Origin of the sequence: Arthrobacter koreensis, from assembly GCF_009193255.1 — a bacterium.
Lineage (GTDB): Bacteria > Actinomycetota > Actinomycetes > Actinomycetales > Micrococcaceae > Arthrobacter_B > Arthrobacter_B koreensis.
On the sequence record NZ_WACG01000001.1, the window covers coordinates 328,728 to 348,795 of the forward strand.

Consider the following 20,068-nt stretch of genomic DNA (forward strand, 5'->3'; position numbering starts at 1 on the left):
AGGAACGGGTAACGGCCGCCGGCTCGCCGACCGGGCCTACTTGCGTGCGATGTTGTAGTAGACAGGCACGCCGTTCCAGCCGGTTTCCACGTCAGTGACGTTGCTGCTCCAGCCGGTCTGGGATACCTGGTACCACAGCGGAACAACCGGGAGGTCCTGGAGCAGGACTTCCTGGGCCTGGTTGAAGATCGCAGCACCTTCTTCGGCGGTTGTGGCCGCGAGTCCCTGTGCCAGCAGATCGTCGAACACCTGGTTCGAGTAGTCACCGTCGTTGGACCCGGCTCCGGTTCCGTAGAGCGGGCCGAGGAAGTTGTACAGCGACGGGTAGTCCGCCTGCCAACCCGTGGGGATCGCTCCGCTGAGGGTCTTGGCCGTGGCGTCCGAACGCAGTTCCTTGAACGTGGAGTACGCCTTGCCCTGCGCATCCACGCCGAGGACGTTCTTCAGCGAGTTGCAGACGGCGTCTACCCATTCCTTGTGGTCGCCGTCGGCGTTGTAGCCAATGGTGAAGGCCTTGCCCTCCGGCCAGGGCGAGATGGCTTCGGCTTCGTCCCAGAGATCCTTGGCCCGCTCGGGGTTGTAGTCAAGCACCTCCGAACCGGCAAGCTCTGCATTGAACCCTTCAATGACCGGTGCGGTGAACTCCTCCGCAGGCTGCCGCGCTCCGGAGAAAATCACGTCGGTAATTTCCTCGCGGTTGATGGCCATGGAGATGGCCTGGCGGCGCAGCGCACCGGCTTCCCCGGAGAACTCATCGAGGTACTCGGGAATGGTGATCGTCTGGTTCTGGGCCGTCGGCTTCTCTGAGTAGCGGCCCTCGCCCAGATCAGATGTGAAGGTCTTCTGGGCTGCGGCCGGCATCTGGTCCAGCACGTCCAGGTTGTCCGCCTGGAGATCCGCGTACGCGGCATCGTAGGAGGAGTAGAACTTGAACGTCACACCGGTGTTCTGCGGAACCCGGGTACCCGTGTAATCGGGGTTGGCTACCAGGTCGATCTGCACCTCGTGCTGCCACGCGTTGTCACCGGCCAGCATGTACGGGCCGTTGCCCACCGGGTTCTCCCCGAACGCCGCAGGATCCTCGAAGGCCTCTTCGGGCAGCGGATAGAAGGCTGTGTAGCCCAGGCGCAGCGGCCAGTCGGATTCCGGCTGCGAGAGGGTCACGGTAAAGGTCTTCTCATCCAGGACCTGCAGTCCGCTCATGGTCTCAGCGGTTGCCCCCTCGGCGCTGACCTCGTCGTAGCCTTCGATGCTCTCGAAGAAGTACGAGTTCAGCTGCGCGTTCTTGGCAGCAGCCCCGAAGTTCCAGGCATCCACGAAGGATGACGCCGTGACAGGTTCCCCGTTGGAGAAGGTCTTTCCGTCCTTCAGGGTGATCGTGTAGTGCTGCGAGTCATCGGTCTCGATGGACTCGGCGATTTCATTGACGGTCTTGCCGTCGGCGTCGTAGCTCAGCAGGCCTTCGAACAGAAGGTCCATGATCCGCCCGCCGCCCACCTCGTTGGTGTTTGCCGGGAGCAGCGGATTCTGCGGCTCGGTGCCGTTGGCCGTAATGCTCGTAGTGCTGGCAGCGGAGTTTGAGTTTCCACTTCCTCCGCCGCAGGCTCCCAGCGCAAGGGTGGCGACCACCGCCACGCTGACAACCTTGGATACGCGTTGTAAACGCATTCCGCCTCCTGGATAGATAAGGAAGCCGGTGTCTAGTTTCCGGCGCTGATGTCCGGGCAGCAGCTGGTGGTAGGGTCCAGATGACTCTTCCTCAGACCTCAGCAAATGGTCTTGGTCCCCGGGGTTTCCGGGCAACCAAAAGGGGACATGCCCACCGAAGCAACCCGTTGTGCAGGTGCTCTCGAAGCCTGTCCCCCTGTGTAAAAAGTATATAGACGCTCTGCGGAATATAACGATTCGAGGACGATGTTAGATCAAGCACGCGAAAGCGTAGACAAATCACATCGGATATGCAGAAGGACCCTCCGAGGAGGGTCCTTCTGCCGTTTGAATACTGGTGGTGCGGGGAACCGGCCTAGGAAGACAGCAGCTTCGCGCGGAGTTCGCGGCGCTCACGCTGCTTGTCCGGATCCGGCAGCGGAACCGCCGCAATGAGACGCTGCGTGTACTCCTCCTGCGGGTTGCGCAGGATCTGGTCACGCGTTCCCTGCTCCACGATCCGTCCGCTGCGCATCACGCAGATGTGGTCGGCCAGGACGTCCACCACCGCGAGGTCGTGCGTGACGAACAGGCAGGCGAAGCCGAGTTCGCGCTGGAGGTTCTGGAACAGCTCCAGCACCTTGGCCTGCACTGAAACGTCAAGGGCAGACGTCGGCTCATCCGCCACCATGAGCTTGGGCTTCAGTGAGAGAGCGCGGGCAATGCCCACTCGCTGCTTCTGGCCGCCGGAGAGTTCGTGGGGGTAACGGTTCCGGTAGGCGCGCGGCAGCTCAACCTGGTCCAGCAGCTCCTCGATCCGCTGCTGCAGGGCAGCTCCCTTTGCTTCTCCGGCCAGGAACATCGGCTCACCGATGCTCTCGCCGATGGGCAGCCGGGGGTTCAGCGAGGACGACGGGTCCTGGAAAACCATTCCCACCTGGCGCCGCAGAGCGTGCATGGCCTTGGAGTTGGGCTTGAGCTCGGAAATGTCCGTGCCCACCACACGCAGCTCACCCTCCGCTACCGGCAGCAGCCCGACGGCGGCACGTCCGATGGTGGTCTTACCGGAGCCTGATTCGCCAACAAGTCCCATGACCTGGCCGGGCAGGATACGCAGGTTCGCGCCCTCCACCGCACGGAAGGCGGCAACCCGCCCCTGCTTGGGGTATTCGATGGCCACGTTCTCGAGGACCAGCACGGGCTCGCCGCCTGCCTCGTCAACCTTGGCTGCCTCGTCGGTGCGCAGGCCGGAGAGGACCTCTGCTTCGCGCCGTTCGAGTTCGGCCTGGTCAACGGATTCAAGCTCAACGTGCGTGGCAGCTGCCAGGGCGGCAACGACGTCGACGTCCCCGTCGCCGTCGGCGCCCTGTCCCAGGTGCGGAACGGAGTCGAGGAGCGCCTGGGTGTAGGGGTGCTGGGGGTTGGAGAAGATCTCCTTGGCCGTGCCTGTCTCCACGATCACGCCGTGGCGCATCACCGCGATGCGGTCCGCGAGGTCAGCAACCACGCCCATGTCATGGGTGATCAGGACGATCGCCGAGTTGAGCTTGTTGCGCAGGTTGCGCATCAGGTCCAGGATCTCGGCCTGAACCGTGACGTCCAGTGCAGTAGTGGGCTCGTCAGCGATCAGCAGTTTCGGATCGCAGGAGAGGGACTGCGCAATCATGGCACGCTGCCGCTGGCCGCCGGAGAGCTGGTGCGGGTAGGACTTGAAGGCCTTCTCCGGATCCGGCAGTTCCACCATGGCCAGCAGCTTCAGTGCACGGCTGCGGGCTTCGTCCGGAGACAGTTCATTGTGCAGCCGCAGCGTCTCCATGATCTGGAACCCTACGGTGTACACCGGGTTGAGAGCCGTCATGGGCTCTTGGAAAATCACGGCGACGTCGTTGCCGCGCACCTGGCGCAGCTTGTGCTGGGACAGGCCCAGCAGCGGCTCGCCGTCGAGCAGGACTTCGCCGGTAACCCGGGAGTTCTTGGGCAGCAGCCCCAGCAGGGCCATGGAGCTCGCACTCTTGCCGGAACCAGACTCGCCCACGATCGCCAGGACTTCGCCGGCATTGACGTGGTAGTTCAGGTCGATCGCGGCGGGCACCCATTCCTTGTCCACGCCGAAGTCCACGGAGAGGTCGCGGACCTCCAGGACCGGGGGCCGGGCGGTGGTGTTCGCCTGCGTTGTGCTGATGGTTTCAGTCATGGCGGTGGTTTCCTTCCATCCAGGCTGCGCGCCGGCCCCGGATCACCGGGCCGATTACGGAGGCGCCTGAAAATGCTGTAACGATGGGGGTATGCCGAACCCGCAGAGCGAGCCCGTAACCGAAGTCTTCCGTCCTCGAACCACCAAGTGGTTCGTGGGTATTGCCGTTGCCCTCACGGCCGCCGGGATTGTCTCCGCGGGCCTGAGCTCGGGGGCCGGCGGTGTGCTCGCCACCGCTCCCCTGCTCCTGATTCCGGCCTTCGCTGCCTGGCTGTTCTGGTATCCCAGTGTCCGGGTTTCGGAGCTGGGCGTGCGGCTGGACAACCCCTTCCGCACCATCCGGGTTCCCTGGGCTGCCCTGATCCATGTGGATACCAAGTTCGCCCTGAAGCTGGTGACCCCTAAGGGCGCCTACACGGCGTGGGCGGCTCCCGCTCCAGGCGTCTGGGGCACCCATGCGGGCAAACCCGAACACCTGCGGAACCTTCCCGGCACCACGTACGGCGCCGGTGGCTCGGTCCGTCCCGGAGACCTGAGCAACACTGACTCCGGACAGGCTGCGCGCATGGTCCGCGAACGCTGGGAAGCCCTGGTTAATGCCGGCCGGATCGATCCGGACCAGACGGACGCTGCCCGCGCCGAGGTTGGCTTCAACTGGCGCTGGCTCCTGGGCCTGGCCCTGGCGGCCGCGGTGCTGTTCGCCCTGGCGGGGCTGGCCTAGTACGGCCAGCCCCGCTTCGGCGGAGAGCGGTCCCACTAGTTGCCGGCCGTCTTCGTCTTGACCTTCTTGGCATTGAACTTCTTCTGCCGCGGGTCAAAGGCATCGCGCAGGCCATCACCAATGAAGTTGATGCACAGGCAGATCGCCACGATGAACAGGCCCGGCCACCAGAACAGCCACGGGCGGGTCTGGAATGCTTCCTGGTTCTGGCTGATCAGCAGGCCAAGGGAAGTATCCGGAGCCTGCACGCCGAAACCGATGTAGCTGAGCGAGGTTTCCAGCAGGATGGCCGTTGACATCAGCAGCGTGGTGTTTACGATGATCACGCCGACGGCGTTGGGCAGGATGTGCTTGAAGATGATGCGGTTGTTCGAGGCTCCGGCAATGCGGGCCGCGTCGACGAACTCCCGCTCGCGCAGGGACAGGAACTCACCGCGGACCAGGCGCGCGAGCGACGTCCAGGTTGCAAGGCCGAGGAAGATGCCCAGCAGGATGACGCCGATTCCCTCACCCACCAGGCGGTTGGCGATCTGGCCCAGGACTGCGGCCATGACGATGATCGGGATGATGATGACGACGTCGGTCAGGCGCATCAGGACGGCTTCGACCCAGCCGCGGAAGTAGCCCGCTACCGCGCCCACTACCGAGCCGACGATGCAGGCGATGATGCCCACCAGGAACATTACTATGATGGACTGCTGGGTGCCGCGCATGGTCATGGCGAACATGTCACGGCCAATGCGGTCCTGGCCGAACGGGTGCTCGCCCCAGTTGAAGAGGTTCACGAAGGTGGGTGCACCGCCGTTGATCTGTTCGGTGAACTGCCGGTAGTCGTACTTCCACCAGCCGGGGATGCCCGCGAAGCCGATGGAGGTGAACGCGAGGATGCAGATCAGCGCGAAGACAACCAGCGAAATGATGGCCGCGGTGTTGTCGAAGAAGCGCTTGCGGACAATCTGTCCCTGTGAAAGACCCTTGGTCTTGGCCTTTGCGGTGGTTTCCGGATCCGTGCCGGGCGGGTTGGAGGGAGTTTCGGCGGAATACGTAGTGCTCATGACTTCACCCTTACGCGCGGATCAAGGACGGTATAAACGAGGTCGGCCACCAGGTTGAAGACCAGTGCCAGGATGCCGGTGACCAGGAAGAAGCCCATGATCGGGTTGGGGTCCACCCGGTGCAGTGCCTGGACGAACAGCTGGCCCATGCCGCTGAACGCGAAGACCTGTTCGGTAATCACCGCACCGCCGATCAGCGCGCCGATATCGAAGGCGACGATGGTGGCAAGCGGAATGAGGGCGTTGCGGAACGCGTGCCGCATGACCACGGTGCGCTCGGAGAGTCCCTTGGCACGGGCGGTGCGGATGTAGTCCATGTTCATGATTTCCAGCATGGAAGCGCGGGAGTACCGGCTGTAGCTGGCCAGGGAGGCGAGCAGAAGGGCGATGGTCGGCAGCAGCAGGTGCGTGAAGGTGTCCACGCCGCTGATCCAGAAATCGCCGTTCAGGCCAGGGGTGGAAGCACCGACCGTCGCGATCGGCCGGTCGCGGATCCGGGAGTTGTCCATGTAGGCCGGCCAGGCGTACATAAAGCGGTCCAGGACAATGAGCCCTCCGACCAGCAGGCCGGTCAGGGCCGCACCGCGCATGCTCTGCCCGCGGTCGTATCCGCCCATCAGGTATCCAATGAGGCAGCCCACGGCAACGGTGGCCAGGGCCAGCAGCAGGATCATGAGCCAGGTGGCAGAGTTCAGCAGGGGCTGGACGGCGTAGTAGGCAATGACGCCCACCGCGACGGTGATCAGCGCGGAGTACAGGGCCTTGCGGTTCTTCAGGCCTGCGCTGAGCAGGGTCACACCGTAGGCGATGGCTACGCCGGTCACGGCTATGACAACCGGGCCGAGGCTCGGGGTGGAGAACCAGCCTGTGTTGCCCAGCACGAAGAGCAGGCCCGCGGCGGCAGCGAAGCCTGCCACGAAGGCGATGATCCTCCGGCGGGCGTTACCGCCGGCGAAGACCACCCAGATCAGGCCGCTCGCTGCTCCTACGGACAGGACGACGGAGAGCGGTATCTGCGGGTCCGCGAGGAAGTTGTTGAAGCCGATGGCGCCGTACTCCTTGAGCAGCACAGCAAGCCAGAAGATCGGCAGGGAGAAGAACAGGAACGCCATGAAGGTGACGCCGTAGTCCAGGGAGCTGTACTGGCGCAGCGCCGTGATGATGCCGAGGGAGATACCCACAACGATGGCCAGGAGGGTGGCGGTGGTGACCAGCAGGATGGTGGCGCCCATGGCCCGGGAGAGGGCGTCGGTGACTGCCTCGCCCTGGATGCTCTGCCCAAGGTCGCAGGTGGCTGCGAACGGTGCGAGGCACTTGACGGCCCCGCCCAGCCAGTAGAAGTAGCGCAGCGGCGCCGGGACATCAAGGTTCAGGAGCTCGCTCCTGGCGCGGATCAGTTCGTCGCGGTTGGGGGCGGGATTCTCGCGCAGGTCTTGGAGGGGATCACCTGACGCCGCTGTCAGGAGATAGACCAGGAACGAAGCCCCGAAGAGGATTAGCACGGCGGTCAAAAGCCGCCGGACGATGTAGGTAACCATAGAGTGTCAGCCTCATTAGAACGGGTCCGGGGGTTCTCCCGGCACTCGCTGAAGTGTAGTGCAGGTCATAAGTGCGGGGAATTTGGTTAATCCCAATCACTTATCCGCTGCCGTGGGGGGGTGGGGGAAAGGCGAGGGCGCCGGGACCGTAAAGGCCCCGGCGCCCTGCGGGTAATGCTTAGCTGTTGCGGCTAAGGATTAGTCCAGAACTTCCCATTCCCAGAAGTTCCACCAGACACCGGTCTGGTTCGGCATGTAGGAGTTGATCCCGCCGATCTTGTCGCTGTGCGCATCAACGCCCGGCGACTGGAACAGGGGCAGGCCGTAGGAGGAGTCCCAGATCAGCTTGTCGATCTGGATCTGCAGTTCCTTCTGCTTCTCGACGTCGGTTTCCAGGATCAGCTGGTCCATGAGGGCATCAGCTTCGGGGCTGGAGAAACCGTTGTAGTTGGAGGCAGCGCCGGTCTTGAAGATCTGCGGAACGCCGGTCACGCCAACACCCGAGTTGATCCAGCCGAAGATGGATGCGTCGTAGGTGCCGGTGCCCAGGGCGGAGCCCCAGTCAGAGGCGCCCAGGCCGCCGTCGACGACCTTGAAGCCGGCCTCGGAGGCGGACTGTGCAATCAGGGTGTAGGCGTCAGAGCGGTTGGGGTTGTCCTTGTTGTACATGATGCGTACTTCAGGGGTGGCACCAGCCAGCAGTTCCTTGGCGCCTTCAACGTCAACCTCGGCGAATTCGGAGGAGCCGTTGTTGGCTGCGGAGTCTTCGTAGCCGTCCTGGTCAGAGAGGAAGATCTCCGAGTCCAGCGGGGCTGCATCCGGGTTGAGCTTCTTCACGATCGAGTCAACGATCGCCTGGCGCGGGATGACCTTCATGAACGCGGTGCGCACATTCTGGTCAGCGAAGACGCCGGTGTAGTTAAGGTCAACGTGGTCGTAGGAGAGCTGGTTGCCGGAGTTAATGGTTACACCATCAATGGCTTCGAGCTGATCCACGGTGTCGGCCGAGGCCTGCGGAGCAATGATGTCCACTTCACCGTTCTTCAGAGCCTGGACCTGAGCGGGAGCATCGCCGATGTAGCGGACAATGATCTCGTCGATCTTGGGCTCGGGACCCCAGTTGTAGTCCTCGTTGCGGGTCAGGGTCATGGAGTTCTCGGGATCGATCGCCGAGACAATGAACGGACCGTTGGAGAGGTACAGGGAAGCGTCCGAGGGCAGGGACTTCGTGTCGAAGCCGGTGTTCCAGAAGTCGGCAACAGCCTTCAGCTCTTCGTTCACGGGAGCCGGGTTTGCCGGGTCGCCCGCGGGCGTGTTCTGGATGAGTTCGATCAGCGCGTCGCCGTCGGCCAGTCCGGCCTTCTCGGCAACAACGTGCGCCGGGGTCTGGACGCCGCCGTCGGTCATGGCACCAAAGGCAATTTCCCAGTCCGCGAAGGGCTCGGAGTAGGTCATGGTGATGGAGCGTCCGTCGTCGCCGATTTCGGGAACGTCGGTCAGGCTCAGGCCTGAGGTGTCGCCCGCGTAGTCGAAGTAGGTGGTACCGGAAACGGTCTCGCCCTCTTCGTTCAGGGTGGCGTCGTTGAAGTGGCCGGAGTTGACGGCCCAGAGGAGCATGAGGTCATCGGCGTCGACAGGCTCGCCGTCGGACCAGTTGACGCCCTCATTGACGGTGTACTTGACCGTCAGGGGATCGTCGGAAACCTTTTCGTAGGTGCCGAAGTCTTCCAGCGGCTCAACCTTGAGTTCATCGGTGATGTAGTTGAACCCGGAGTGCGTGGCGTACGCGATCTTGCCGTTGATATCTACGTTGCCGTTCGCCGTGTTGCTGTTGAACGAGCTGAAGGCGTTAACCTCCACAACGCGGACAGAACCGCCGGTGCTCTCGCTGTCAGTTGAACCGCCGTCGGTGGTCCCCTGATTCGCTGCACAGGCGCTCAGCGCGAGGGCAGCTACAGCTGCCACACCCACTGCTTTGGAAATACGTGCAAAACGCATTCCGCCTCCTATTTCTCAGTGCGTCATTGTCTCCGGCGGGATTACCGGAATCACGGACAGCGCAGATCCTGCGTGCCTCGTCGCATATGACTAAGAGAGTAGACCGCGGACCGCTACCGGCCCGTAACTTGGTTCCCGACGCGACACGGTTGTTACACGTTTGCAACCTGAAAATTATCATTACGACAACTCCTCTGGTCTGATGCTATTGAAGGCGCTATTGTGCCCCCGCACACACTCGGGAAGGGCTTTCAGTGGGCGGTAAAATTTCAGCTGGGACATGAACGCGTCCCCATCCACGTCCCGGAGGACTCTTGTGAAGCTCACGATTATTGGCGGCTCGAAGGGAACCGGCGCCCAGCTGGCATCCCTGGCACAGGCTGCGGGTCACGAAGTTACGGTGCTTTCCCGCAGTGGTCAGGGCCCCAAAGACGTACGCGTGCTGACCGGGGACGCCGGAAGTCCGGCCGCCGCGGCGGCAGCCGTGGCCGGTGCGGACGCCGTCGTCGTTACGGTGGGCAGCTCGAAAGGGAACCCCCGGCACCGGGCAGCCGTCACACGCGCGGTCATTGATGCCATGAAGGAGCAGGGCGTGCAGCGGCTGATGGTCCAGTCTTCCCTGGGTGCCGGGGACTCCGGTTCCCTTATGCCGGCCCCGCTTCGGATAGCGATGAAAGTGGCATTGGCCAAGCCGCTCGCAGACCACACCGAGCAGGAAGCGGCCGTGCAGGGCTCCGGCCTGGACTGGACGATCGTGCGGCCCACGGGCCTGACCGACAAGGAACCGGCCGGTTCCTGGCAGGCCTTGGAAACCGGGGACAGCGGAACCCTCCGCGGCTCGATTCCCCGCGCCGATCTGGCCGCATGCATGCTTGGCCTGCTCGAAGATCCGGCGTCCATCGGCAAAGCCGTGGGCGTTAGCAGTTAGGCAGCCCGCCTGCCTGGGTTGGCGCCTGCCTGGGTAGGGCGCGGCCCGCTTGGCTTGGGGCAGACCCCTGTTCCCAGCTCACGCGCAGCCCGCGTCCCTAGCCCGCCGCCGCCGACTGCGGCAGCGGTGTTTTCCCGGCCCGCATCCTTAATACGCGGGCCCGCGAACCACAGCGCGATCCCCGCGAGCACCCATACGGCCAAGGTCAGGGCGGCGCCTGATCCGCCGGCGCCGTCGAAATAAGCCACCGAGCGGACCAGCGTGCCTGCGGCTCCCGGCGGGAGCAGCTGTCCGATCAGTGCGACGCCGGCGGGGAGCCACTGGGCGCTGGTGGCTATGCCCGCAAACGGATTGCCCACAAACATCATGGACATGGCGGCAATGGTAAAGCCCTTGGTGCCGAAGCACTCGTTGAGGCCCGCCAGCGGCAGTGCCAGTGCAGCAATGCCGAGAGCGACGCTGGCGGCAACCGGGACCAGCGGGCCTTCGATGCTGCCGAAGAGGTATTTGAGGACAGCCGCAACGACGAATCCGCCGGCGACTGAAAAGCCGGTGAGGCCCGCGAAAATCCACCAGCGCTTGCCTGCGAGCATGGAGCGGAACGCCACTGCCGGCACGATGCCGCCGAACACCAGCGGGAAGGCAAGTCCGCCGATGCCAACACCGGTCGGGTCGGCCGAGGGCAGGGGCACGACGTCGATGATCTCGGCGCTGCGGCCCGTGCTTCCGGCGATGGCGGTCCCAACGTTGCTGATGGTTCCGGAGACGGCAGTTGATCCTGCACTTGCCACGTAGACCCTCATGTCCGGCGGCGAGAAGTCGATGCCTCCCACAATGCTACGTTCGCGGATTGCCTGTTCCAGCTCTGGAGCACTGTTATAGGGCTCGACGACGAACGCACCCGGGGACTGTTCTTCCAGGGTTGCGGCAATCGACTCGGCCTGATGCTCGGCGCCTACCACGCCCAGGCCCAAGTCGCGGGGCCCGGAGAGGAGGGAGGGAGAGATGAAGAGCATCAGCAGGGCCAGGAGGATGACGGAGAGTCCGACGGTGAGGCCTGCCCAGATTGCTGCGTGCTTGCGGTGGGAGCCCGTTTCCCGGGTTTCGGCGGTCATGGAGAATCCTTCTGTTACGGAGGAATTTCCTCCGCTTCTACCGGAAGATATTCCTCCGGTTTAGACTGGAGGTCAAATTGAAGGAGAACGAATGAGGGCTGATGCCGCACGCCGAAGGCAGAACATCATTGAGCACGCCAAGCACGTCTTCGCGGAACGGGGCGGGGACGTCGCCCTCGAAGCGGTGGCGGCTGCCGGCGGCGTCGGCATCGCCACCCTGTACCGGAACTTCCCGTCCCGGGAGGACCTTGTCCGGGCCGTAGTCCAGGACATCGTGGAACAGATCATTCGCGCCGTGGACCGGGCCCGGACAGGCCTGGATGCAGACCCGTCCGGCGCCTGGAAGAACCTGCTGTCCAGCCTGATGTCAATGAAGCTGGGGGCGCTGACGGACGGGCTGGCGCTCCAGGCAGGCGCCGCCCGGGATCTGGACTCCACTCCCCTGGCACAGGTCCAGCAGCCTGCCCTGGATGCCCTCAACAATGTGCTTGCGGAACTCAGGCGGCACCGGGCTGTTCGGGGGGACCTTACGGCGCTGGACGTGATTGTTGCCGTCGCGACCATCACCCGCCCCCAGGTCTCCCCTATCCGCGGCGCTGCCCCCGGTGTACCGGAGCAGCTTGCCGAGGCATACCTGCACTGGAGCCTGGGCGGTGGCTAGTCGGCCGGGCTACTCTTCCGCGGGTCTGCCGTGCCGTTGGCCGACGGCATGTACCGCGAGCGGCCCTCCCAGCTTCCGTGCTCGGACAAAGGGCGAAAGCGCAGCGTAGTGAACTCGTGGTGGAAGTCCCGGCGTTCGCGTTCAGCCATCGCCCGTGCGTGGCGGCGTCCCGTTTTCCCGCCGTCCCGGCCGGACACCATTCCGGTCATGGCCCGGGTGCTGGTCCAGATGGAGAACGTGGAAACAGTCCGTGGCAGGCGGATGCCCGCCAGGGCGAGCGCTGCTTCCGGGTGGTCACGGATTTGGCTTTCCACCGGCCGCCCCCAGTGAATAAAGCGGGGCAGCTCTGGAAGGCGCAGCCGCGCGAGGGTTACTGCCACTACAGGCTCGTGCGGGTTGGCTGGTTCTGCCGATTCCGGCAAGCCGGAGAACTCGCTGACCGCACCCCAGCGGCGCAGGAACCTCATTCTGACGTGCCAGCCTTTCTCGAGCTTGCGGCCCAGCGGATTCTCTGCCAGGAAAGCGATCAGGGACTGTTCGTCTTCCCACTCTGCGAACACCGCAGTGCGCTTGAGCTGCATCCTGCGGGCCGAAACGATTGGTGCGCCCAGCTCCATGCCGGCGAACACCTCGCAGTGAACCAGTCCCTGCACTTTGGGCGGGCGCAGCAGGATTGCGGCGGCGGTGAGCCGCGGCAGGTGCGCGAGGTGGAACGAGAAAATGCTCATGCTGCCGGCCGTTGTTGTTTCCCCCATTCCCTGATCCTCACAGCAGCGGATTGTCAGGGTCAAACGGGTGCGGCCCGTAAGGCGGGACGATTGTCAGCTAATGGACGATCTGCATCCGCTGAGGAGTCTGGTTCAACCGCCGTCCACCGTCGGGGACGACGGTCACGATGTCCTCGATACGGACGCCAAACTGGCCCGGAAGGTAGATTCCGGGTTCGATCGAGAAGCACATGCCGGGTTCCAGGATCTGGGTTTCTCCCTCGACCATGTAAGGCGGCTCGTGCGTCGTCAGTCCGATTCCATGCCCGACGCGGTGAATAAAGTACTCGCCGTATCCGGCTTCAGTGATGACAGCCCGAGCAACCCGGTCGATCTCCTGGCATTCCACGCCGGGACGCACGGCCTCGAATGCTGCCTGCTGTGCCCGGCGTACGACGTCGTGTACTTCCCGTTCTTTGGCAGTTGGCTCCCCGACGTGAACGGTGCGTGTGGTGTCCGACCCGTAGCCGTCTTTGAGCCCGCCAAAATCGAGCACCACCATGTCCCCCTCCTCAATGATCCGGGGGCCGATTTCGTGGTGCGGGTTGGCGCCGTTTGGCCCGGAACCCACAACCGTGAAATCCACCTGTGAGTGGCCGAACCGGCGGAGCAGCCGGGCCAGCTCCGCCCCGACGTCGTTCTCGCTGCGCCCCGCGAACTGCAGTTTCACGATCTCCTCATAGGCCAAATCAGCGGCCGCACCCGCCGCAGCCAGCCGTTCAATCTCATCAGCGTCCTTGATGGCCCGAAGCATGGGCAGCGCCGTGGTCATGGAGACATACGATGCACCGGGAACGTGGTCCTGCAGCCCGAGCAGATGCATGGCCCAGGCAGAGTCGGAGATCGCATAACGGCCGTCTCCGCCCAGGAGGGAGGCCGCTGCGGCGTAGGGATCGCTTCCGTCGGTCCAGTCCACAATCCCAAGGTTGGAGCCGGCGGGGGCCGCTTCCGCGTCCGGCCGTTCGAGCTTCGGAACCAGCAGGCGGGGCTCACCATCTGCCGGTACCACCAGCATGGTGATGCGCTCGGTGATGGCAACAGGTGCATACCCGGTGAGGTACAGCAGGTCCGGGCCCGGAGTGACCAGGAGGCCGTCCAGTCCGGCTCTGCCGGCTGTTTCTGCCGCCCGCCGCAGCCGCTGCGCGAAATCATCGGCGGTAAACGGAGGTGGGCCGCCGGGTTGTTCACTCATGGACTCTTCCCTTCCTTATGCTACTGCCGCTCCGCTCAGGCAGCCCGGCGGTAGTGTACGGAGACCGCCCCGTTGCCCATCGGTTCGGCAGAAATCAGTTCCAGGCGGCGAGTGCGGTCGAGAAGGCCTCCATAGAGAGTGGGGCCATGCCCGGTGATCATCGGGTGGACCAGGAACCTGTAGTCGTCAATGAGGTCCAGCCGGTCCAGCGCCGAGGCGAGTTTGCCGCTGCCGAGGAGGACGCCGTCGGGCGTTTGGTCCTTGAGCTCCTGCACCGCCGCACCCAGGTCGCCTTCAAGCAGGTGGCTGTTGTTCCACGGGAAGTCGCTGCGCGTCGCCGACGCTACGTATTTGGGTTTGTCCTCCAGCGTCAGCGCCCACTCGCGGATCGTCGGCGGCGCCTCGACCTCTCCCCGAGCAACGAGCGGCCAGTAGCTCTCCATCAGCTCGTACGTGGTGCGGCCCCAGAGCATGGCTCCGGACTCGTCCAAAAGCCGGGTGTAATGCGTGTGGGTCTCGTCGTCGGCGATTCCCTCCTGATGGTCTACGCAGCCGTCCAGGGTGACGTTGTAGCTGAAAGTCAGGGAGCCCATGGAGCGATTGTCCGGCTGCCCGGTCCCGGACGCAATCCGTTTGCGGCATCGCCCGGCCCATTCACTGCAAAGGCCGGTGGGGTGGGCCGGCGGCCGGCTGCGTTCCCACCGGGCGGACGGTGCCGGATCGATACCGGGTTCGGGGAATAGGCGGGATCCGCAGCAGGTTCCATCTTCGCCGGGGCATCGCCGGCTCCCTACTGCAAGGAGAAACGCACATGGCACGAGTAGTTATCTTCGGCGGCACCGGTTATGCCGGCGGAAACATCGCCCGAGAGGCGGTCTCACGAGGGCACGAGGTGATCTCCTACTCCCGCAATGCACCGGAACAGCCGCTCCCCGGAGTCGAGTACCGCACCGGTTCCCTGGCTTCCCCGGACGTGGTCACCGCAGCAGCGGCCGACGCCGATGTCCTCGTTGTGGCTGTGCACGGAGCCGACGTCGACGGTGCTCCCCTCACAACGTATGTCCCGGCGTTGATCGACTCCGCGCGCTCCAACGGCGCGCGCCTTGCTTTCGTTGGCGGTGCGGGCTCCTCACTGGTCGCGGAGGGTGGTCCGCGGCTGGTCGACACTCCCGACTTCCTCGACGACTGGAAGCCCGAGGCCCTGTCCCATGCTGAGGTCCTTGAAGCAATGCGTCAGGCACCGGAGGACCTCGACTGGTTCTATGTGAGCCCGGCGGCCCTCTTCGGCGCTTTTGCACCGGGCGAAACCACCGGCTCTTACCGGACCGGCGGTGACGTCCTGGTGACCAAAGACGATGGTTCTTCGGAGATCTCCGGCACCGACTTCGCGCTTGCCTTCGTAGACGAAATCGAAAACCACGCGCACCCGCGGCAGCGGTTTACTGTGGGGCACTGACGCCGCCCAGCATGGGGTACCATCCTCCTGAGCGGCGAAGGCCCGGGATGCACAGCATCCCGGGCCTTCCTCACGCTATGGACGCTAGACGTCGAAGCGGAACTCGACGACGTTCCCAATTCGATACGGCCCCTGGAGATGTTCGTGCTTCCGGGGCTGGACCTTGCCGTAACGGCAAGGTTTATCGTCTCGTCTTATGACTGTTTCAGTGATCGACAGCGCAACGAGCATGCGCCGAGTGCTCGCGGCGGCCCCCGACGACCGTGCCGACTTGGTGCGCGACATGTGGTCTCCCCTGGCTGGGATGTACCACTTCATCCCGGGAGGGGTGGACATGGCCACGGTGCACCGCCAGAACTTCGGCTTCGATTGGAAGGGCACAATCGAACCCATCCAGGAAGGTCTCGAACGCCTCATCGAGGCAGACGCCTGGAACCGCATCGCCATGGCACTCGAATCCGGGGCCGCAGCACTCCGGGCAGCCGCCCCGGACATCGAGGTACCAGACCTCCAGGTGCTTCTCGTCTTGGGCGATCCCACCAACGCGCACTTCTTCGACGAAGTCCAGGGACTGTCCGCATTCGGAGGAATCAGCGGTTACATCGCGATCACCGTCTGGCCTACGCCCCAGGTTCTGGAACGTCTCGAAGCGATTGTCGTCCATGAACTGCACCACAATGTGCGGTACTCGCCGGGCGGTGTCGTATGGGATCCGATAACTGTCACCGTTGGCGAACAGGTCATCTCAGAAGGACTTGCAGACGTATTCGCTGCGGAACTATTCGGCGACCGGGGGTACACGCACTTCGTCAGCGAGAGAACTCACAATGACGACGATGTCCTTGCAAGGGTCGCAAGCGGGCTACACATCACAGGCATGGAGAACTTCACAGCCTGGGTGCATGGCGACGCGAGCGCACGTCTCCACGGCGCAGCGCCAGTTGGGCTTCCTACCGGCGCCGGCTACGCAGCCGGCATAAGACTGGTGCGCGCCTACCTCGATACTGTGGGAGCTACCGCGGCGCAGAGCATTGCCGCGCCAGCGGATGAGGTTTTGCGCGTCGCCGCGCCTCAGCTGGGCTTGGGCCTCAACCGGGAAGACTGAGAACTACGACAACGAACGGGAGGCAGTCCGTGGAGTGGACCGTGCGGGAGCTGGCTGAGCGCGCAGGCATCAGTGGGCGCACGCTGCGTCACTACCATCAGATCGGACTACTCGACCCCGACCGCGTCGGGTCCAACGGTTATCGCTACTACGGGCTCGACGCGGTCTCCCGCCTACAGCGGATCCTCTTGCTGCGAGAGACGGGCATGCCCCTGTCGGATATCGCGGACGTACTGGATGCAGCCGCAACTCCTGAGGCCGAAATGGCAGCACTCACCGGGCATATGGAGCATCTCGCGAGGGAACGCGCCTCCCTGAATCGACGCATCAACGCGGTGGAACACACGTTGTCAATGCGTCGTGAAGGCCGCAAACCTCGCATGGATGTCATGCTCGAGGGGTTCAATGACCGATATGAGACTGAGGTTGTCGAGCGCTGGGGACGCGGCGCATTCGATGCATCGAATCAGTGGTGGCACGGTAAATCGATCCAGCAGCAGAAGGAGTGGAAGGCCAGAGCCGAGGCCCTACTGGCCCGGTGGCGTGTGATCCAGGAGGAAGGCGACGAACCGGACTCCGCCGCAGCGCAAGATCACGCCGCAGCCCACATGAAGTGGTTCAGGGAGATCCCAGGAACTCCCACCCACGCGGGAGATACTGCGAAATCTGTTGACATGGTCCGGGGCCTCGCAACTCAGTACGAGTCAAACCCTGACTTCCATGTCGTCTTTGGAACCGCGGAAGCCGCAAGGTTCGCTGCGAACGCGCTGCGACTTCACGTGGGAAACTCCGGTAAGCCCGGATGACCTCCAGCTCTACACGTTGAAGCGGAACTCCACCGCGTCGCCACGGTTAGGAACGTATGCCGTGATCATGGCGCATGCCGGCGCTGGCTCACCTAGAGGCTCTTCACACGAGTGTAGAGCTCGCGCAGAGCCGCGTCGGAGAGGTCGATGATCGGCTCATACATGAACGAATTCACGTGGATGTTCTCCGGAGTCATTAGCACGACGTCGTCGAGTATGCGGCGTGACTCGTCGGTCCCGTGGCCCCGGTTCTTGTACGCCTGGAAGAGCGCCTGGGTCTGGTTGCCAGTGATCCCATCCGTGAACGTCGGGTCGGCAAGGACGGCCACCATGTGCTGCTCGGCGACGATGCGGGTGGCGATGGACAGCACGATCTTATTCTCGAAGTTGATTCCCTCGTCTGCGATGAGCGCCACCTCTGCCTGCTCAAGCAGCAAGTCGATGACCGGCTTCGTGCCGGCACTCCAAGACTTCTTCTTGTTACTTGAGTGGAAGGTTTGGTTGAAGATCCGATCGAGCTCGGCGTTATCGATGCTCGCCGAGTCGGCCTTCCAATGCAGCAGCGAGGTCAGCTTCAGGTAGTCGGAGTCGTCCTCGCCTTTGGTGTACTCAAGGATGTTACGCACGAAAGGCACCGAGGCAATGCGCTGCATCCCGTTTCCAAAGAAGTTCTTCTTGAAGGCATAAATGAACGGGTTCTTCACATGGCTGGCCTGGCTTAGCGAGACCTTCTCCTCGCCCTTCTGGGCCATGAAGCACTTGTTGTAGCCAACCACACTCCGACTAAGAAGCGTCCGGAAGAAATCGAAGTTGTGCGTGAGGAGGATGAGCTTGAAGTTCGCGTGATCAGCCATCTCCTTGAGGTACTGGATGATGGCGTACTTGTTTTTGTAATCGAACGAATCGGCGAGGTCATCGATGACGAAGATCGTCTCCCGGCCCGTCGCCTTGCGCGCCTCCATCTCGAAGAGGACATTAAGGATGTAGAGCGCCTTCTTCTCGCCGTTACTTAGCACTGCCAACAGGTCATCCCGTTCGACGCTGGCGGTCTCTTGGCCGTCATTAAATTCGAAGACGAGCTTGAGCATGGAGTCCTGACCGAGGGCCACTTGGTGCTTGTTCTCCGCGCGCAGAGTGAACGGCACGAAGAAGCGCTCGTTGAAGATCTTGATGACCTTATCCCACTGGGTGCTTTCGGTAGCCGCCTGCTGCTCGATAGCCTTGCGGCGTTTCTCCGTATCTTTGTAGCACGTCACGACGCGCAGGAACGCCTCCTCGTGCACCTTAAGGTAGGACTTCCAGACGTCCTGCTGGAAGGTCTGGACGCTGGCGAACTCCGGGAGGAGGTCTTCCCGGTTTGCTATGAACTCGAAGAACTTGCGCGTATCCTCATTGCGCTGGAACGCACGCTCGACACCGTCCATCTTCTTGCGCAGCACATCATCGTCGCTGATGCGCTTCTTCTCTTCGGTGATCAGTGCCTGCAGGTCAGCGTCGCTCGTGATCTGACGGGGCTCATCCTCGCTGTGCAGTAAGAGCGAATGCTGAGCGGTGAAGAAGCCGTTGGCACCGAGGCTCTTCGTAACGTTCGTGGCGTTGTAATAAGTGAACGAACTCCGGTTGAAGAACGTGGACTCGTCGAGAAGCTGGTTAAGCCGGCTCACGTACGCAGCCAATTGTGCTTGGACGTCAGCGCCCTTGAGCGCGGTGGCCACCTTATCGTTGAAGAGCAGGTCGTGTGGCAGGTCGGCAAACCGAGCGTCCTCGAGTTGCTCGACCTCGTAGGCAATGCGGACGAGGGCCTCGTAGAACTTGTCATCGCTCTGGGTAAAGACCTTCGAGATCGTCGAGATCACGTCCTGCTTAGTGCCCGCCTGAGCCGTCAATTCCTTGATCAGGGCGTCGCGAGCATCGAGGAGCTCCACCTGGAGCCCTTCGTACTCTTTCCGAAGCTCAGGGTTGACGAGCAGGGTCGAGGTCGACTCCGTCGGGCCAAGTTCCTCGTCGTAGGACAGGACAACGGCGACGTGGCTCGGGTCTGGCGACTGGCCGTTCTCGTCGGTGATCGAGCGAGAGGACTCGCGGTCAGGGAAAACTCGGTCGGTGGTTTCCCTGCCCGTGGCCAGGTCTTTGAAGGTCCGCGCGAAAGAGGTCTTCATCGTGCCGTTGGGCGCGTAGATGGCCACTGCGTTGCGGTCGCCGAAGTCCAGTGTCGCGTCAAACGATCGGATGCCGTGGCAGTTGGTCAGTTCAACGTTAAGAGTCTTCATGCCAACAGACTATGGTGCTCACAGCCTCCGACCGGCATGAACAGGATCATCCGCTGCCGGCTTCGGCACTCCGGGGGCCGCCTACTCCGCTTTGCCCTCGCCGGAAGAGCACCTCGGAGTGGAGCTTCTCGAGCTCGTTCTCGATCTCCCAGAACTCGCGGGCGAGCCACTTGAGAGCTGATTTCATGAAGGCCTTGGTGTCCTTCTCCGGGGCCAATGTCCGGTACCTGTGCTTCATGGAGACAAAGTCGAACGGCTCGCCAGTGTCCGGGTGCTTGAGGAAGCGAGCCGTTGACCCACACGCCATGAACGACGAAGTGGCGGAGCTCAAGCGCTGCCTCCAATCGGTCGACAAGCGCCTTCGGTCGCGCCGGATGTGCGCCGCGAATCGCGCCGTCCCTGGTGATTCAAATCTGATGAGAGATGAACGAACCCGACCTCACCGAACGGCACTTCGGCGCTCTCCTGATCGGCAAGGCGGCCTTCACTTCCGGCGAGGTCCGTTCGTACGGACCCAACGGACCCGTCGTAGATCTTCCGCGGGTGCCCAGCGACGCGAGACCATCCGACGAGTGAGTTCGCCTGCTCACCGATTCAGCCGTCCGGCAACATTGG

The 20,068-nt window shown here is 63.3% G+C and carries 18 protein-coding genes; 7 read left to right on the forward strand and 11 right to left on the reverse strand.

Annotation, left to right across the window (positions count from 1 at the left end; genetic code table 11):
• Positions 1-36: 36 nt before the first annotated feature.
• Both GD628_RS01470 and GD628_RS01475 read right to left on the reverse strand, forming a co-directional pair.
• A complete protein-coding gene (locus GD628_RS01470) occupies positions 37-1,668 on the reverse strand; it encodes a peptide ABC transporter substrate-binding protein (protein WP_152273625.1) in 1,632 nt (543 codons plus the stop codon).
• A gap of 355 nt (positions 1,669-2,023) precedes the next feature.
• Complete coding sequence (locus GD628_RS01475) at positions 2,024-3,841, reverse strand: ABC transporter ATP-binding protein (RefSeq protein ID WP_152273626.1); 1,818 nt, start codon at positions 3,839-3,841, stop codon at positions 2,024-2,026.
• A gap of 91 nt (positions 3,842-3,932) precedes the next feature.
• Here GD628_RS01475 and GD628_RS01480 point away from each other — a divergent pair, with 91 nt between their 5' ends.
• Positions 3,933-4,562 carry a PH domain-containing protein gene (locus GD628_RS01480; RefSeq protein WP_091602925.1) on the forward strand — a complete coding sequence of 210 codons (630 nt, stop codon included), beginning with the start codon at positions 3,933-3,935 and terminating at the stop codon, positions 4,560-4,562.
• Positions 4,563-4,597: 35 nt separating this feature from the next.
• On the opposite strand, the gene GD628_RS01485 is transcribed toward GD628_RS01480, so the two are convergent.
• The 3 genes from GD628_RS01485 to GD628_RS01495 all read right to left on the reverse strand — a co-directional run bounded on the left by GD628_RS01485 (position 4,598) and on the right by GD628_RS01495 (position 9,153).
• Positions 4,598-5,617 (reverse strand): ABC transporter permease, encoded by a 1,020-nt coding sequence (locus GD628_RS01485; RefSeq protein WP_091602922.1) that lies wholly within the window; start codon positions 5,615-5,617, stop codon positions 4,598-4,600.
• The gene (locus GD628_RS01490) at positions 5,614-7,155 is read right to left on the reverse strand and encodes an ABC transporter permease (RefSeq protein ID WP_091602919.1); all 1,542 of its coding nucleotides are present in this window, start codon (positions 7,153-7,155) and stop codon (positions 5,614-5,616) included. The genes GD628_RS01485 and GD628_RS01490 overlap by 4 nt, the downstream gene beginning before the upstream one ends.
• Positions 7,156-7,353: 198 nt before the next feature.
• Complete coding sequence (locus GD628_RS01495) at positions 7,354-9,153, reverse strand: ABC transporter family substrate-binding protein (RefSeq protein ID WP_091602916.1); 1,800 nt, start codon at positions 9,151-9,153, stop codon at positions 7,354-7,356.
• A gap of 280 nt (positions 9,154-9,433) precedes the next feature.
• Between GD628_RS01495 and GD628_RS01500 the strand changes: the two genes are divergently transcribed.
• Positions 9,434-10,081 (forward strand): NAD(P)-dependent oxidoreductase, encoded by a 648-nt coding sequence (locus GD628_RS01500; protein WP_152273627.1) that lies wholly within the window; start codon positions 9,434-9,436, stop codon positions 10,079-10,081.
• Here GD628_RS01500 and GD628_RS01505 read toward each other — a convergent pair.
• The gene (locus GD628_RS01505; RefSeq protein ID WP_152273628.1) at positions 10,078-11,196 is read right to left on the reverse strand and encodes an ABC transporter permease; all 1,119 of its coding nucleotides are present in this window, start codon (positions 11,194-11,196) and stop codon (positions 10,078-10,080) included. The two genes, GD628_RS01500 and GD628_RS01505, sit on opposite strands and share 4 nt — an antisense overlap.
• Before the next feature lie 91 nt (positions 11,197-11,287).
• Between GD628_RS01505 and GD628_RS01510 the strand changes: the two genes are divergently transcribed.
• Positions 11,288-11,857 (forward strand): TetR/AcrR family transcriptional regulator, encoded by a 570-nt coding sequence (locus tag GD628_RS01510; RefSeq protein WP_091602907.1) that lies wholly within the window; start codon positions 11,288-11,290, stop codon positions 11,855-11,857.
• Here the strand turns inward: GD628_RS01510 and GD628_RS01515 are convergent.
• From GD628_RS01515 to GD628_RS01525, 3 genes are all read right to left on the reverse strand, one after another.
• Positions 11,854-12,612 (reverse strand): hypothetical protein, encoded by a 759-nt coding sequence (locus tag GD628_RS01515; protein WP_226802293.1) that lies wholly within the window; start codon positions 12,610-12,612, stop codon positions 11,854-11,856. The genes GD628_RS01510 and GD628_RS01515 overlap by 4 nt on opposite strands.
• Before the next feature lie 70 nt (positions 12,613-12,682).
• Complete coding sequence (locus GD628_RS01520) at positions 12,683-13,816, reverse strand: M24 family metallopeptidase (RefSeq protein ID WP_152273629.1); 1,134 nt, start codon at positions 13,814-13,816, stop codon at positions 12,683-12,685.
• 35 nt (positions 13,817-13,851) lie between these two features.
• Positions 13,852-14,409, reverse strand: coding sequence for a dihydrofolate reductase family protein (locus GD628_RS01525; protein WP_152273630.1), 558 nt, complete (start codon positions 14,407-14,409; stop codon positions 13,852-13,854).
• Between the two features lie 218 nt (positions 14,410-14,627).
• On the opposite strand from GD628_RS01525, the gene GD628_RS01530 reads away from it, so the two are divergent.
• The 3 genes from GD628_RS01530 (at position 14,628) to GD628_RS01540 (ending at position 17,183) form a co-directional block, all read left to right on the forward strand.
• Positions 14,628-15,272, forward strand: a complete 645-nt coding sequence (locus tag GD628_RS01530) for an NAD(P)-dependent oxidoreductase (protein WP_091602898.1) — start codon at positions 14,628-14,630, stop codon at positions 15,270-15,272.
• A 196-nt stretch (positions 15,273-15,468) separates the two neighbouring features.
• Positions 15,469-16,377 (forward strand): DUF2268 domain-containing putative Zn-dependent protease, encoded by a 909-nt coding sequence (locus GD628_RS01535; RefSeq protein WP_152273631.1) that lies wholly within the window; start codon positions 15,469-15,471, stop codon positions 16,375-16,377.
• Positions 16,378-16,406: 29 nt separating this feature from the next.
• Entirely contained in the window at positions 16,407-17,183 is a 777-nt protein-coding gene (locus tag GD628_RS01540) for a MerR family transcriptional regulator (RefSeq protein ID WP_152273632.1), read from the forward strand.
• A 92-nt stretch (positions 17,184-17,275) separates the two neighbouring features.
• On the opposite strand, the gene GD628_RS01545 is transcribed toward GD628_RS01540, so the two are convergent.
• Both GD628_RS01545 and GD628_RS01550 read right to left on the reverse strand, forming a co-directional pair.
• The gene (locus tag GD628_RS01545) at positions 17,276-19,453 is read right to left on the reverse strand and encodes an ATP-binding protein (RefSeq protein WP_152273633.1); all 2,178 of its coding nucleotides are present in this window, start codon (positions 19,451-19,453) and stop codon (positions 17,276-17,278) included.
• A gap of 46 nt (positions 19,454-19,499) precedes the next feature.
• Positions 19,500-19,784 (reverse strand): hypothetical protein, encoded by a 285-nt coding sequence (locus GD628_RS01550; protein WP_152273634.1) that lies wholly within the window; start codon positions 19,782-19,784, stop codon positions 19,500-19,502.
• Between the two features lie 92 nt (positions 19,785-19,876).
• Here GD628_RS01550 and GD628_RS16420 point away from each other — a divergent pair, with 92 nt between their 5' ends.
• Complete coding sequence (locus GD628_RS16420; protein ID WP_193313168.1) at positions 19,877-20,029, forward strand: hypothetical protein; 153 nt, start codon at positions 19,877-19,879, stop codon at positions 20,027-20,029.
• The last annotated feature ends 39 nt before the right edge of the window (positions 20,030-20,068 follow it).

Coding starts and splice junctions, on each gene's coding strand:
- GD628_RS01470 (WP_152273625.1), bottom strand. CDS start 1,668: ATGCGTTTACAACGCGTATCCAAGGTTGTCAGCGTGGCGGTGGTCGCC.
- GD628_RS01475 (WP_152273626.1), bottom strand. CDS start 3,841: ATGACTGAAACCATCAGCACAACGCAGGCGAACACCACCGCCCGGCCC.
- GD628_RS01480 (WP_091602925.1), top strand. CDS start 3,933: ATGCCGAACCCGCAGAGCGAGCCCGTAACCGAAGTCTTCCGTCCTCGA.
- GD628_RS01485 (WP_091602922.1), bottom strand. CDS start 5,617: ATGAGCACTACGTATTCCGCCGAAACTCCCTCCAACCCGCCCGGCACG.
- GD628_RS01490 (WP_091602919.1), bottom strand. CDS start 7,155: ATGGTTACCTACATCGTCCGGCGGCTTTTGACCGCCGTGCTAATCCTC.
- GD628_RS01495 (WP_091602916.1), bottom strand. CDS start 9,153: ATGCGTTTTGCACGTATTTCCAAAGCAGTGGGTGTGGCAGCTGTAGCT.
- GD628_RS01500 (WP_152273627.1), top strand. CDS start 9,434: ATGAACGCGTCCCCATCCACGTCCCGGAGGACTCTTGTGAAGCTCACG.
- GD628_RS01505 (WP_152273628.1), bottom strand. CDS start 11,196: ATGACCGCCGAAACCCGGGAAACGGGCTCCCACCGCAAGCACGCAGCA.
- GD628_RS01510 (WP_091602907.1), top strand. CDS start 11,288: ATGAGGGCTGATGCCGCACGCCGAAGGCAGAACATCATTGAGCACGCC.
- GD628_RS01515 (WP_226802293.1), bottom strand. CDS start 12,612: ATGGGGGAAACAACAACGGCCGGCAGCATGAGCATTTTCTCGTTCCAC.
- GD628_RS01520 (WP_152273629.1), bottom strand. CDS start 13,816: ATGAGTGAACAACCCGGCGGCCCACCTCCGTTTACCGCCGATGATTTC.
- GD628_RS01525 (WP_152273630.1), bottom strand. CDS start 14,409: ATGGGCTCCCTGACTTTCAGCTACAACGTCACCCTGGACGGCTGCGTA.
- GD628_RS01530 (WP_091602898.1), top strand. CDS start 14,628: ATGGCACGAGTAGTTATCTTCGGCGGCACCGGTTATGCCGGCGGAAAC.
- GD628_RS01535 (WP_152273631.1), top strand. CDS start 15,469: ATGACTGTTTCAGTGATCGACAGCGCAACGAGCATGCGCCGAGTGCTC.
- GD628_RS01545 (WP_152273633.1), bottom strand. CDS start 19,453: ATGAAGACTCTTAACGTTGAACTGACCAACTGCCACGGCATCCGATCG.
- GD628_RS16420 (WP_193313168.1), top strand. CDS start 19,877: ATGAACGAACCCGACCTCACCGAACGGCACTTCGGCGCTCTCCTGATC.